Annotated in this window: 11 protein-coding genes and 1 pseudogene; 5 read left to right on the plus strand and 7 right to left on the minus strand. The window is 38.3% G+C overall.

Going from position 1 to position 14,080, the window contains the following annotated elements:
- Positions 1–17: 17 nt before the first annotated feature.
- The 5 genes from FGD67_RS09415 to orn all read right to left on the minus strand — a co-directional run bounded on the left by FGD67_RS09415 (position 18) and on the right by orn (position 7,003).
- The gene (locus FGD67_RS09415) at positions 18–1,661 is read right to left on the minus strand and encodes a response regulator (protein WP_257174767.1); all 1,644 of its coding nucleotides are present in this window, start codon (positions 1,659–1,661) and stop codon (positions 18–20) included.
- 31 nt (positions 1,662–1,692) lie between these two features.
- The gene (locus FGD67_RS09420; protein ID WP_257174768.1) at positions 1,693–1,902 is read right to left on the minus strand and encodes a DUF1289 domain-containing protein; all 210 of its coding nucleotides are present in this window, start codon (positions 1,900–1,902) and stop codon (positions 1,693–1,695) included.
- Positions 1,899–5,540 (minus strand): hypothetical protein, encoded by a 3,642-nt coding sequence (locus FGD67_RS09425; protein WP_257174769.1) that lies wholly within the window; start codon positions 5,538–5,540, stop codon positions 1,899–1,901. The genes FGD67_RS09420 and FGD67_RS09425 overlap by 4 nt, the downstream gene beginning before the upstream one ends.
- Positions 5,541–5,851: 311 nt before the next feature.
- Positions 5,852–6,337: a DUF4442 domain-containing protein gene (locus FGD67_RS09430; RefSeq protein WP_257174770.1), complete on the minus strand. Its 486-nt coding sequence runs from the start codon at positions 6,335–6,337 to the stop codon at positions 5,852–5,854.
- Between the two features lie 120 nt (positions 6,338–6,457).
- On the minus strand, positions 6,458–7,003 hold the full coding sequence (gene orn / locus FGD67_RS09435; protein ID WP_257174771.1) for an oligoribonuclease: 546 nt from the start codon (positions 7,001–7,003) through the stop codon (positions 6,458–6,460).
- Positions 7,004–7,213: 210 nt separating this feature from the next.
- Between orn and rsgA the strand changes: the two genes are divergently transcribed.
- Genes rsgA through FGD67_RS09450 form a run of 3 tightly spaced genes read left to right on the plus strand, consistent with a single transcriptional unit; the run spans position 7,214 to position 9,941 of the window.
- On the plus strand, positions 7,214–8,251 hold the full coding sequence (gene rsgA, locus FGD67_RS09440) for a small ribosomal subunit biogenesis GTPase RsgA (RefSeq protein ID WP_257174772.1): 1,038 nt from the start codon (positions 7,214–7,216) through the stop codon (positions 8,249–8,251).
- Positions 8,252–8,282: 31 nt separating this feature from the next.
- Positions 8,283–9,164, plus strand: coding sequence for an archaetidylserine decarboxylase (asd, locus tag FGD67_RS09445; RefSeq protein ID WP_257174773.1), 882 nt, complete (start codon positions 8,283–8,285; stop codon positions 9,162–9,164).
- A gap of 45 nt (positions 9,165–9,209) precedes the next feature.
- A complete protein-coding gene (locus FGD67_RS09450) occupies positions 9,210–9,941 on the plus strand; it encodes a glycerophosphodiester phosphodiesterase (protein ID WP_257174774.1) in 732 nt (243 codons plus the stop codon).
- 42 nt (positions 9,942–9,983) lie between these two features.
- On the opposite strand, the pseudogene FGD67_RS09455 reads toward FGD67_RS09450, so the two are convergent.
- Positions 9,984–10,869: pseudogene (locus FGD67_RS09455) on the minus strand (IS982 family transposase).
- 224 nt (positions 10,870–11,093) lie between these two features.
- Between FGD67_RS09455 and FGD67_RS09460 the strand changes: the two are divergent.
- Both FGD67_RS09460 and FGD67_RS09465 read left to right on the plus strand, forming a co-directional pair.
- Positions 11,094–11,480 carry a BlaI/MecI/CopY family transcriptional regulator gene (locus FGD67_RS09460; protein ID WP_257174775.1) on the plus strand — a complete coding sequence of 129 codons (387 nt, stop codon included), beginning with the start codon at positions 11,094–11,096 and terminating at the stop codon, positions 11,478–11,480.
- 33 nt (positions 11,481–11,513) lie between these two features.
- Positions 11,514–13,475 carry a M56 family metallopeptidase gene (locus FGD67_RS09465; protein ID WP_257174776.1) on the plus strand — a complete coding sequence of 654 codons (1,962 nt, stop codon included), beginning with the start codon at positions 11,514–11,516 and terminating at the stop codon, positions 13,473–13,475.
- A gap of 11 nt (positions 13,476–13,486) precedes the next feature.
- Here the strand turns inward: FGD67_RS09465 and FGD67_RS09470 are convergent, their stop codons facing one another.
- Positions 13,487–13,981 carry a Spy/CpxP family protein refolding chaperone gene (locus tag FGD67_RS09470; RefSeq protein ID WP_257174777.1) on the minus strand — a complete coding sequence of 165 codons (495 nt, stop codon included), beginning with the start codon at positions 13,979–13,981 and terminating at the stop codon, positions 13,487–13,489.
- Between the last annotated feature and the right edge of the window lie 99 nt (positions 13,982–14,080).

Here is a 14,080-nt window from a genome sequence, read left to right on the forward strand (position 1 = left end):
ATACCAAGCGCTTTAAATTATACGTTTAATTGCTGCCATTTCGTAGCCAAATCAGCAAAAACAGTGGCACTTTTACCTTCCAAGTTTAAAGATGTTAACTTAGCAAAAATATTGTCAACTAACGTTATATGCTCGGGTTCGTCTAACCCTTCTTGCTTAATTTTCATCAATATTTTTAATTGGCTAAAGAGCAGTTTGACATTATCTGGGTTAATTTTTAATGCTTGTTCAACAGTATTAAGTGCCGGTAAAAAGCGGTTTTTTTGGAAATGCTCAACCGCCATGGTGTTAAGCTTTTTAGCACTAAAGTGCACTTCTTCACGTTCTTGGGTTTCCTGAGCGATATAGCGTCTAACCACCTGACTATTTAAGCTATCTCCAGAAATCTGATTCTTTATCGCTTCAAGAAGCAACACAGCATCTTCACGCATACCCAGTTCATGTAACACTTTGACTCGATCTAAATTATCTTCTAACACCGTACTTGGCTTAAGTGACATATGATTTTCAACCAATTTTTTCGCTTTATCTGGTTCATCCCTTACATTATGCAATCTCGCTTTAACAACTAATAATTGTTGCTTAAAAAAGCTCGCATCTTCACGATCGCGTTCCAACTGATTAATATAACGTTCGGTCTGCTGCAATATCGCATCTGCACTTTCATCGGGGGTTGAACAAACCAGATCTATACCGGCTCTAATCACATTAAGTATCAGCTCTGGTGAGTCATGAATAGAGTTTTTCGCTTGTTGTGCAATATTACGGGTCGCTAAAAACTGTCCTTTATAATCATGAGTTAACCGTGCTAAATCCCATGATTTCTTATTACGTTCAATATTTCTCGGCGCCAACTCCATGGCTTTTTTAATTTCTTCATAAGCTTGCTGATATTGCTCTTGTTCGATGAAATATTGTGCCATCATATCGTGAGCACCAAACCGTGTTTCAGGCTTATTAACTAAGTTTTTTAGCATGTCACTAATTTCATCTAAACGCCCTTGCTTTAGCAAGGCTTTTGCATAGCCCAAATAGACCCAAGAATACTGGTATTTCTTCAATAATTGACGATAAAAAACTTCCGCTTCTTCAAATTCAAGTAATGAAATGTATGACTCACCTTTAATACGGTTAATATTAGGGAAAAAATGCGCTAGCTTTTCATTTTGCAGGTGCCTATCAGCAAAGTAGATGGCTTTAGCATAGGCTTTTTTGTCAATTGCACTATTAATATTAAACAGCACTTGTTTGATTTTTAAGGTCGAAATTAAACGTGTACGAACCTTTTTTACCGCTAGGGGTTTAGTCCAAAAATCATCAGGTTGTAATTCGATAATAGAGTTGACTAAGGATTCATTGGTTTCAGTACTAAGAAAAATCAATACTGTGGTTTTAGTGACATGACCTTTAAATTTCAGTTCTTCTAATAGATGAAAGCCATCTTTATCACTTTTAACATTAAATGCACAAATGATAATATGAAAGTGCATTTCATCACACAACCTAAGTCCATAATAAGAGTTTTGTGCACAACGTACCTCTTTAATGCCAAGGGCAAATAGGCTTTCTTTTAAAACGCTATGCACCAATAAATTATCATCGATAATCAACACATTAAGTTTATCTAGCTGCGCTAAGGTATTTTTTTCAACCTCTTCCATTATTCACCCTGTTGACCATAATCCTAGGCTACTATTTTCCTAGCTGTTGTTGACGCTGCTGGCATTGATTAAGTACTGATTTTTTACCTGTGACATCAAGTTTTCGCCATGCCATAATCTCATCAATATGGCGAAAACAGCCTAAGCAAATATCAGCCTCATTTAAGCAACAATTACGCACACAAGGACTGGCAATATCATCCTCAACATTGTCTATTGGCTGGTGGTATTTAACGCTCATATCGATTCTGCAAACTCAGTTAATTGCTCTAGGCATAGTGTGAGATGATATAGCTGTGCTTGCAATGGTTCTTTTTGCTGTTCTGACAATAGTTGACCGGGAAGCGTTGCATTGTCAGGTTGCTTGCTTAACATTTGGTTTAGGACCTGCTTAAACCCTAAGCAATTCGTTAATAAAGACTCTGCAGCAATTACCTTTGCTAGTATAGTCAAGGATTTTAAAGACTGTAAAGCTAAGTGATAATTTTGTTGTGCTAAGGCATGATGCAAAGCGAGTGCATTAGCATGAATATCAAGTACATATTCATCTAACATAAAAGCCGCTAACGCTGCAGAACCCTGATTATCAGCATATTGAACTAAATCAAACGCATCATTTGACATGGTTTCTTGTTGCGCTCCCTCAGATGTATGAAGCCGTGGCACAATCTCAGCTATAGCTGGTTTTTTAACAACATAGTTCAGGTTGGAGGGAGCCTGTTCAACGACATTACTATTTTCAATTGCTTTACCTTGTGCTTGTGCTGTAATTAAGCTGTCCTCAGGCAAAGCCATGCTGTTATCGACTTTTAACCAAGGCGATAATTGCTCTGTTAACGTTTCAATGTCTAACACCGACGTTATTTCACCACTATACCAAGCTTTTGGTAGCTGCAAGCGACTAATATCAGTTCTATTGTAATCATCATCTAATAACGAAAAAACACCGCGAGCGCTTATAGAAGACGCTTCTATCGTTAGTTGTGTCGGTAAAAACTCACTTATGACCACGAAGTAACGTCCCGACTGCCACAAGCTATCCAAACGCTCTTGCTGAGATACCAAAGTAATTTCCAGTCCAAGCCATTGCAATATTCTGATCAATGTCTGATGTTTGCTCAGCACAGTTATACCGAGCAAAACCTCTACCTGTGTTGAGACAAATTTAAAAGCTGAAAAACTTTCCGGCCCAAGCAAGACATTCATCTGCTTTGTATTATTTCTCAACTGAGCAACACTAGCTACTAGCTCTTGAGCAAACCAAGGTAAATTACAGTTACTGAATAATCCCCTGCTTTGCAATACATTACAGTCAAAGGGTTGAATAACCAATATTTTGGGTTGTAGCTTCACAGGTAGAGTTGCTAAGTGCTGGGTAACTAAATCATAGTCAGAAGCATAGACTTCCGGCGACAAAATAATGATATCAACACGATGATTGGTTAAATGCTTAATGCTTATTTGTCGTTGAAATAAGGACAGGTCTTGCATCGTTTCAATAACAGCTTTGCTATTGATAAATTGCTGACAAATTCTTGCACGGTTATTTTTATCTGTTGCAATAACTAAAATCGCGCATTTAGTCAGCTTCACCGAGACATCATGGTCATTTTGCTCAAGCTCTTCAATAATTGCTAAAGGTAATTGAAAAGAAAATTTCCCTGCTAATTCTAGCTGCTGACTGACTTTATCGCTGACATTAAAAACTAGCTGCAAGTCACGTAGATAAACTTGGCTGCTGATATCAACATCAATGCTTTTTTCATCGTCATTGGCTAATTGCTCAATAACTTGAAATAACGGCTTGGTATGCGATGTATTATTAACTTGAAAGCTCACTTGTACTATTTGCTGAGCGCTATTAACATCAATAACCTGAACATCTACCACAAGCTCAACACCACGCTGCTCAGTCAGCATACACTGGCATGTCGTATCAATCATAGCTTGAAATAGTTCACTTTCAAGCGTGACTAAACTCGTAACATTATCAGCAATATTTAAATAAATAACATTATTATTGGCCCGTTGTCGTAAACTAGCGCTGAACAAAGCCGTATGCATCTCATTGCTAAAGTTCACCGTTGAGAGGGTCAAGACAAAGTCATCTCGACGTAATTGGGCGCTAATTTTTTGTTGCTCACTCCAACAGAGTAATTGCAGTAATTGTTGATAGGCGTACTGCTCATCACCACTTACTAACGACAACATTTGCCTGTACTGCATAGCGGCACTTATCTGCTCGATAATATGTTGAAAGCTTGCCATAGTTGCCAGCTTGTCTGCCTGATTTTGCTGCTGAAGTTGTCGTCGCAATTGACTATTTTCATCTTTAATGAGTCGATAGGTTTCGGCATTAGATAAACTACCGCACCATGTGCCATCAATATATTCAATAGTTAGCTCGACAGCCTTTCCTTGTTTGCTCATTAAGGATGCTTTTTCAACACTGTGATGATCTTTAGCTCGTCGAGCAATTGACAGAATAACGCGAACCTCGGCTCGGCTGAAACAATGACGCCAATGTTGAGTGGTGAAGTCCACAGCTAAGAGTTTGCATAGTTGCTGTTGTTTTTTCTTTGACTCTATCGGCAGCTGAAAAAAAATATAGCCACTATGTTGAGACATAGCACCGACATATTTTTGATATTGTTGCCGTTGCTCTTGAAAATCAGTTTCACTGTGTTCAGGACGAAAAAGCTGCTTAATATAAGTTATAATTTCTGTAACTTCATGGCTGGGTATTGGCGTCAGTACTTCACCTTTCAGGACTAATGTTTTTACTGCAGCAATACTTTGCGCACCACTATGCTTTATTTTTTTTCGTATACTGAATAAGGCCATGATAAAAAAAACGACAAGCAGACAAAAGACAGCAATCACAATCCAAATAGTGTCCTTAGCCTGCAAACCTATATTAGCTTGTGATGACCAAACACTCAGTTGTCGCTCAAGCAATGAAGATTTAAGTGCTGGAATAATGAGTGTTTTATCAAGTAACGGCATCAGTTCAGCTTTTTGTTGAACTAATTCAGCTTGTAAAGTGTTTACCCTACGAAGCTGCCCCCGCCATTTAGCAAAAATACTCTGTTCACTAAACAACAAGGCATATAACACGGAAGATTGTTCGAATAGCGAGTTTTCTTGCTGATTTTTATCGACAATATTTGCTTCATTCGCCAACCATTGTTTTATTTCATGATTGGTTTCTTGCTGTATGTAATCAAAATTAATCAAGTCATATTGAAGATCAAGTTGATTAAACATCAGTAAAGCATTAATGAGAGCTTGCCGGAACTGACGATTAGTATCTAAGTTACTCACCAAATCACTTAGTGCCTTCGCGCGTATGGCAGTGACTCGATCCGTCAAGTTATCTTGCGTTATTTGTCGGTACAATTCTTGTTGCTGCTGGCTCTGCCTCACAATTACGGCCGATAAACTGTCAGCAACTAGTGTTAATTGTATGATTGCATTGTCTTTAAGTTGATTATTTCGTCGCTCACTATCGGCTATGCTTCGTACATTTTCAGCTTGCATTTGCAGACGCTGCGTTAACCGTACAATTAATCGTCGATTATTGCGACTTAAGACAGAGATATTTTTTAACTTATCATTAAGTATTTGGTAATGCTCACTAAGTTTTGTCGCATACTTACTATCAATCAACTCATTAAGTAGACGCTCATGCCCAATCAACAACAACTGCCGCTGATTATACTTTTCAATCGTCGGTAATTGCTGGTACTTAACAACAGCTAAGTCTTGCTCGTATTGAAAGTAAAGTGCGCCCCCTACAAAACAAAGTAAGAAGAAGCTCAAGCCCAATAACAAAAAGCGGCCTGAAAGCTGACGGTATAACGGCAGTGTTGAATCCATGAATGAGGTAAAATCCTAACAAGTCAAAGTAGTTTATTTAGCCAAATAACAATAAGGTAAGTATTTTAAATACTCGCCAGTTATTTGAATATATAACAGTCTATGGATTTCACTTCAATTAGCAACGATTAATCAGTAGGCCTAGCCATTTACTCATTGCTCTCATCATTAAAGCCAAAGTGGATATCAACATCTGCACATTCAAAGTTAATCCGAGCAATACTTTTCAAAAGCTCGGCAGCTATGAATGGATGACAAAAGACGCTGACAGGCCCTTAAATAACATTATTGAGTAAATAGCTTAATCCAGGTTATTTAGCTTTTTTTGTTACCCAAGCCCAGCTCATGATGCACACTATCGGCTGTTGACCTGACTCATCAGTGATGGTTACGACAATGTCCATATTGCCTTTTTCTTGTTTCAGCTCGAAAATTTGTGATTCAGAAATACTCGCAATAGCGGTTAAATCACCTTGCATTCGACGCTGGTAGTGAATGGTCATTGACTTTAATAAAGGCAGAGCAGTATCAGGTAGGTTCAGGCCAAAAACGATACCCGTTGCTGACTCCGCTAATAGTGCAGCGGCAATTGCATGTACGCCACCAATATGATTTTGTACTTTTTTATGGTTTTTCATCAGCAATTTAACTTGCTGCGGTTTTATATCAACAATAATAACTTTGGACGTGCGAGCATATTTGACCTGAGAACAGAATAATTGTGTAAATAAAAACGAATGACTAAATTTCGGTAGTTTCTTAATAGTATTAATGGCCCGACTAAAGCGATTACCCATAAAAGTCCTTAAGAGAAAATAATGCGGTAGACCTAGAGTGCAATACACTGGTCAGACCTACTAGGAATTTATAAAAAAAAGATACAATGCATCTTTTTATTACATTACTGCAAACTAAGATTAAAGCTTAAAAAAGTGTTGCTGATAAACCTTGAGTTCCGCAATAGATTCACGAATATCATCTAAGGCTAAATGCGCGCCCGTTTTAACCACTTTATCAAGCACTTCTGGCTGCCATCGCCGCGCCAGCTCCTTTATGGTGCTGACATCAAGATTACGGTAATGAAAATAGTCTTCAAATTCTGGCATGTACTTATTAAGAAAACGCCGGTCTTGCCCTATACTGTTACCGCACATGGGTGACTTACCTTTTGTAACATAAGGGGTTAAAAAAGCTAAAGTTTCAGTGCTCGCTTGTGTTAATGTCGTGACGCTCTCGCGACATCTTTGTGTTAAACCAGAGCGACCATGATGCTCAATGCACCACTGGCTCATATTTTCTAGCACATCGTCACTTTGATGAATGGCAAAAACAGGTCCTTCTGCCAATATATTAAGCTGACTATCGGTGACTATAGTAGCGATCTCTAAGATAACATCTGTGCTGGGTTCAAGGCCGGTCATTTCCAAATCTAACCAAATTAAATTGCTATCATTAGCGCTCATTGTTTTTCCTATCTCAATTAGTCTTCATCATGCTAACCTCTTGAAGCAAACAAATCTTGTCAGCTGTTGTCAGTAAGGCGCGATTACACATGCATTTAAATCATGCTTAAGTATATAATACGTGAGAATGTAGCACGATTGAATTTATTTGTAATTTGCTCAGGTAAGTTATCATAGTAATATAGAGTCGAAATAAAATGAGAATAATTTGTGGCTAAAGCCAAAAAACTAACCAAAGGTCAAGCACGGCAGATCAAAGCTAACCAAAGTAAAAAGTTACGCAAATCTACTGAAAAAGTGCAATGGCAAGATGATGAACTTGCTGCCGCCGAAAATGGTGTTGTCATCAGTCGTTTTGGCCAACATGCTGATGTCGAAAGTAGTGATGGTGAAATTTTCCGGTGTAATTTACGTCGCAGTATTAGCTCTTTAGTCTGTGGAGATAAGGTACTTTGGCGCAAAGGCAAAGAAACCCAACATAGTATTTCTGGCGTAATCGAAGCCGTGCACGAGCGAGATTCAGTACTGAGTCGTCCCGATGTTTATGACGGCGTTAAACCCATTGCCGCTAATATTAGCCAAATCCTCATTGTTTCATCAGTATTACCAGCCTTTAATGCTGATATCATCGATCGCTATTTAGTTGCCGCTGAACAAACCGGTATCACGCCAGTTATTTTATTGAATAAAGTCGACTTACTCGATGATAGCAATCGTGATGAAATCGAAAAACAACTGAATATTTATCGTAATATCGGTTATCAGGTTACTTATGTTAGTAACGAAACAGCTGAAGGCATTAGCGAATTAAAATTACAGCTCAGCCAACATACCAGTATATTTGTCGGTCAATCTGGTGTCGGGAAATCAACACTTACTAACACCTTAATGCCTGAATTAGGGGTGGTGACTAAAATAGTTTCAGAAAACTCAGGGCTTGGGCAACACACAACAACCGTGGCTCGATTATACCACTTTGAACAAGGTGGCGATCTTATCGATTCACCTGGTATCCGCGAATTTGGTCTGTGGCACTTATCACCAGAGCAAGTCAGTAGTGGCTTTATCGAATTTGATGAGTATTTAGGCACTTGCAAATTCCGAGATTGCAAACATCAAAGTGATCCTGGCTGTGCCTTAGTCGCAGCAAAAAATGCCGGTAAAATTCACCCCGAACGCTTAGCCAGCTTCCAAAAGATATTAGCCAGTTTAGGTGATAACACCTTAACGTCACGCTTTAATGATTAAACTGTAAAAACGAAAAAATTAAGGAAAAATAGTGTTAATTAATAAATTAAAAATCGCTTTGCAATACCTGATGCCAAAACACGGAATTTCAAGACTTGTAGGTAAGTTTGCTGCCGCCGAAGCAGGCTGGCTCACGACTAAAGCTATCAGTTATTTCATTAAAGCTTATGATATTAATATGGCTGAAGCTAAGCTAAAAAATGCTACTGACTTTAAAACTTTCAATGATTTTTTTACTCGCGAACTTGAAGATGGTGCCCGCACTATTCTTCAGGATGACAGCACCATTTGTTATCCTGTCGATGGCGCTATTAGTCAGCAAGGTCCTATTGAACAAGGGCAGCTTATTCAAGCAAAAGGCTTTAATTACAGCCTGGTAACCTTACTTGGTGGTGATAAAAACACTGCCGCACCATTTCAAGACGGTGAATTTTCATGTATTTATTTAGCCCCGAAAGATTATCACCGTATTCATATGCCAGTCACGGGTACTTTACGTGAAATGATTTATGTCCCTGGCGATTTATTTTCAGTTAACCCCTTAACCGCCAATAATGTACCGAACTTATTTTCCCGTAATGAACGGGTAGTCGCTATTTTTGACACTGAGCAAGGTGCTATGGCAATGGTACTAGTCGGTGCTACTATTGTCGCGAGTATTGAAACGGTTTGGGCTGGCACAGTAACCCCCCCCGCTGGCAAAGATGTCTTTCGTTGGCAGTACCCTACAACTGGCGCGAGTGCTATAACCTTAGAAAAAGGTGCCGAAATGGGTCGATTCAAGTTAGGTTCAACGGTTGTCACCACCTTTGCACCTAATATGGTGAGGTTTAATCAACAAGCAGGACCTGAAACCGTCACTCGTCTTGGCGAACATTATGCCGATTTATTAAATCCCATGACAAGTAATTAAGTCGTGCTCGATGACTGTCATTCTTAGCCATCTAGGCAATAGAAAATGCTAGTAATTGCCCATAGAGGTGCTAGCGGTGAGTTTGCTGAAAACTCACTTTTAGCATTTCAACAAGCAATATTACAAGGCTGTGATGGTATCGAGTTTGATGTGCAATTTCATCAAGCCAGCGGTGAATTTATTCTCCTGCATGATAGTTACCTGTACAACGGTGCCGCGAAAGTTCACTTTAATCAATTGCCACTGGCTGAACTTATCAGTGCTAGATATAATATCTGTACGCTAAATCAAGCTTTAAAGTGTATCAACACTCAGTGTTTGATAAATATGGAATTGAAATCTGTCGCGCAAGGCACTCAGCTTGCTAATGAAATGCAAATGCTTATAGCATTACTGCGAAACGCAGAGCTGAATAATGAAATCACTTACTCACAAATCATTATTTCTTCTTTTAATCATCATGCTCTTACCTATGCCGTTGAGCATCTACCCAAAATCACTACAGCAGCATTAATTGCCTGCTGCCCAATTGATTATGCTAAGTTTTGTATCAAGCTAAAAGTTAAACTGTTAAACCTTACTATTGACTGTCTCAATACTGAAATCGTTAATGACGCTCACCGTCGTGGCCTGAAAGTTTGGGTTTATACGGTAGATAACCCTGAGCAAATCAAACAGTGTTTACAATACCAAGTGGATGGTATTTTCAGTAACTTTCCACACCGTTCACGCCAAGTTATCTCATCAGTTAACGAATATCAGCAAAACCCTGAATAACTATAACTTTTAATTTTTTTTGCTAATTAACCTCAGATCGGGTTAAGCCCTAACCATAGCATTCTTCTCTACGTCACTAATATTAAGGGTTGGCTTATTTTCTTTAAGGCAATAAGCCACTAAACCTGCCAGTAAATTCAACATAAAACTATTAGGGCTACGATGACGCGAATGCTCTATTTGAGATATATTCTTCAATTGATCATTTATCGTTTCAATAATAAACCGTCTAGATAACATTGCTCTATCCCATAACGACATAGCTTTGGCTTTCATATTACGGCGCACGGTTGTTATCAAATCAACTCCTTTTTCCTTCAAACCAACTGTTAATTTTTTTGCTTATATAGCCTTTATCTGCATATAACTTCCCTTTTAAGTTTTTAGCTAAGGCTAATACGGGCTTTGTGTCGTGAACATTGCCAGTAGTTAATTTAGCCTCAACTATTTCACCTCTAAAGTTAGTGACTAAATGTAGTTTGAACCCATAAAACCAACCCATTGTTCCTTTGCCCCGTTCGGCTATACCGTCAAATGTTTTATGTCTAGGAATTCTTAAGTTATGGCATACTTTTATGCTTGTAGAGTCAATAAACTCAATACCTGTAGACTCACCTTTAAGTATTGAAAAGTAGCTAGAAAGTGGAACGACCGCTTTAGGCATCACTTCTAAAAATCGAGTGTAGCTCAATAAGCTAGGGAAATGTGAACGATAAAACTTAGCAATATAACCTTTATAATAATTTTTAAAGTCGCGATGATTTGATGTATGAAAAGCAATTAATATAGTGATTATCTCACTCATAGCCATACGGCATGGACGATTTCGCTTGATACTTCCATCAGCAATTAATTGTTTCTCCCATTGTGGGATAAATACGCGACAAAAATCATCGACATCACAGAATATTTCAACTAGTTTATTCATGCCCGTTCCTTATTATCTTTCTGTTTTTTCTTGGTCGAAAGATCGGATCGTGGAACGGGCACTTAGTTCAATTTAATTAATTCTTATCCCGAGCTGAGGTTAATTAATCAAAACAATTTTGCAATTACTATTGCTCATTTATTCATCTCAAGCTAGGATGGTCGGAATAATATACGAGCATATTCGTATGATAATTCTGAAAATATTCGCCTTAAGGAATCTCAATGTCACGAGATAAATCAGATATTAAACCAACGGAAGCAGAGCTAACGTTACTTAATATCCTTTGGAAAATGGGACCTGCCACGGTTCGACAAATTCATGAAACAGTTAGCCAAACTCAAAAGACGGGCTATACTACAGTACTGAAAATATTACAAATAATGCACGAAAAAGCCTTGGTTATTCGTGATGAAAGTAATCGAGCACATGTTTATGCTCCGGCGAATAGTGAGAGGGTCACACAATCGTCTTTATTGAAAGATTTAGTCTTAAAAGCATTTGGCGGTTCAACCTCAAAGTTGGTGATGCGTGCTTTAGATAACTCGACAAGTAAAGAAGAAATTGAGGATATTAGACAGTTACTCAATGAGCTAGAGCAACAATCATAATCAATTAAAACTCAAAGGTAATTCAAACTATCCATGATGCAGGAAAGCTTAATAAATAGTCCATTATTAGCTGGTTTAGCCATCACTCTTATCCATTTTTTATGGCAAGGAGTTTTGGTTGCATTAGTATTAAAAATATTACTGTCATTAATCTCCTATAAAAAGTCTCAATTACGCTACGCGCTAAGCTCTATGGCGATGCTAGCCAATTTAATTTTACCTGCCGTCACATTTTTTATTATTTACGATATTGAATACCGGCAAGTAGCCAACTTTGTACATGCATTGCCACTGGTAGATCAAAGTCTTTACCTAGAGCAGATACAAGCAAATGTTTGGTATATTGAATGGCTGGAATATTTACCAGTACTTGCCATGCTTTGGCTTGCTATTGTTTTCACACTTGCGCTTAAGTTAACCATCGAGCTATACAATGTGAACAAACTACCAACTCAAGGTTGCACGACCGTTGATTTAGCGCTGCAAGTTCGTTTTGAGGGCTTAATCAATAAAGTTGGGCTATCAAGAAAAGTAGTCTTATTAGTCTCTAGCAAAACCAATGTGCCAATGGCTATAGGTTGGCTAAAACCGATAGTACTTATTCCTTTTAGTATGCTTTCGGGATTATCACCACAACAACTAGATATGCTATTACTGCATGAACTAGCCCATATTCGACGCCATGACTATCTGGTTAACTTTCTACAAACTCTGGTTGAAATTCTTTTATTTTTTCATCCTGCCGTGAGTTGGGTTTCCAAACAAATGCGCAATGAAAGAGAATACTGTAGCGATGATATTGCCGTGCAGCATAGTGGTAGTCCACTTGCCTATGCACATACCTTGGCTGACACCGCATCGTTATGCCAAAAACACCGTCACCACACCATTCCTAATATGGCTATGGCGGCCTCTGGTGGTGATTTAAAACAACGTGTTATGAGATTATTAGATCAACAACATTGTACAAAAAGCACCGATTCCGGCAAATGGTTAGCATCTTGCACTGTATTGCTCGCTATTGTTTTTCTATTTTCTAAATACTCATTGACTTTGCCGATCATTGATTTGCAATCGGGCAGTATTTCAATTCAAAATTCACCTAAAACACTCAGAGAAAGTTTAATAACTTATGCGCCTTTAACTTTTCAACCGGCCCAATCTAATACCTCTCTTGCAAGCCAACTATTAGCTATTGAGGATTCAAATAACCGTCAAGAATCTATAGCAAACAGCCGTGATGTTTCACTTCAGCAGGCAATAAAAAAAGATAACGCTTTTACAGTAAAAGCACCTTTAGATAAATCTAAGCCGACTAATGAGCACAAAACCACAGCTTATTATAATGAACTGCCGATTGTTCGAGCCAATACAGACACTAAAAAGAATACCAACCAGCACCATGCAGAGTTAACGAGTCAAACACACACCAGTGATAACCTTAATAGCAATAGCCGACGAACAAAGTCAATGTCCGAAATTGCATTCGAACGAACAGATTCAAAAAATACGACAATAAAAGCAAATCCCTACGCGCAGCAACTTGCTTCATTGTTAACCGAACCTAAGGTGTCTCAATATGATAAAATAGCTGCGTTAAACAAAACTCATGATGGCATCGACCAACAGTCATCAGTGAACCAGATAAACAAGAACGGACCTAATCAAGCCATGCTAGCTGATAAAGCCAGCAAGGTATTAAAACTCAACCCGACAAATATTGCCGCTAAGTTAATCAGCTCTGTTGAACCTAAATATCCTTCTTCTGCGAAAAGAAAAGGCATAGAATTAGAAATTATGGTCAAGTTCAACATCGATAAAAACGGTTTAGTAAAAGATCTGCAGTTTGAAAGTAAAAGCAGAAGTAAAGCAAGTTACTTCCGTAACACCATCCGTAACGCCATGGAAGAATGGCGCTTTCTACCGGCCAAAAAAAATGGCCAAGTGGTAGAAAGCAAAATGTCTAAAATATTCTCATTTAGCCTATTAAGCTAAACTCAGGCTTATCAACCTCGCCCTTTATGCTGTTGTATTTTTGTGAACTTCTTTTGTTGTTCAGGCGTTAATACTTGCATAATTTCGTGATGAGTCTTAGCCTTTTGCATAGCCATCTCTTGAAAACTCGGTTGGTATTCTGCATAGATAGCTGCAAAGCTGTTTTCATCGAAATCACTTGCTAGCATCAATGATTCAACTTGCTTTTTAAAGCCAGCAAGCGGATCTTTTTGCTCTTGGCGCTTAGTTTTCATATTAGCGAAAATAGCTTTAAGCTTAATTTCCTGCTCTGAACTTAAAGCTAGTTTTTTAACTAAGCGATGAAAGTGCTTTTTCATTTTGTTATGATGCTTACCGTGTCCTTCACCCTTTTGGTGCTGGGCACTCGGATTATTTTCTTCATTTTTGTGACCAATAGCGTTCACATTAAGGCTAGTCATTGTCAGTGCGATAACAGCCATCGCAACATACGGTTTGATTGTTGAATATAGTCTTTGCATTTTCATAAATTGTACTCCTCAATTAATTCAACACCAGTATAAATTGCACAACGAAAAGAAACGCAAACCAACGTAAATGTTATGTAAAGATCTTAAAAAGTCGTA

The organism is Colwellia sp. M166, assembly GCF_024585285.1.
Lineage (GTDB): Bacteria > Pseudomonadota > Gammaproteobacteria > Enterobacterales > Alteromonadaceae > Cognaticolwellia.